The organism is Paraburkholderia sp. SIMBA_054 (assembly GCF_046534875.1).
GTDB classification, from domain to species: domain Bacteria; phylum Pseudomonadota; class Gammaproteobacteria; order Burkholderiales; family Burkholderiaceae; genus Paraburkholderia; species Paraburkholderia hospita.
Map to the genome: position 1 here is coordinate 1 of NZ_JAWRXV010001083.1, position 260 is coordinate 260.

1 pseudogene is annotated in these 260 nt (G+C 70.0%); it reads left to right on the top strand.

Going from position 1 to position 260, the window contains the following annotated elements:
• Positions 1 to 260: pseudogene (locus tag SB822_RS58505) on the top strand (hypothetical protein); the annotation flags it as partial.

Here is a 260-nt window from a genome sequence, read left to right on the forward strand (position 1 = left end):
CTCGAGCAGGTCGCCGGCGGCGCGTATGTCCTCGAGCTGGCCAGCACGACGCCCTCGGCTGCCAACATCGCCGCCTACGGTGAAATCGTGGCCGAGAATGCTGGGCGCCGCCGCCTGATCGAAGCGGGATCGCAGATGGTCGATGCCGGCTACGAGCGTGACGGCCGGCCGCTCAACGAGCTGCTTACCGAGGCGTCCCAGCGCCTGGGCGAGCTGCAGCCAGCCCAGCGCGGTGGCCTGCAACTGGCCTCGGATTCGCT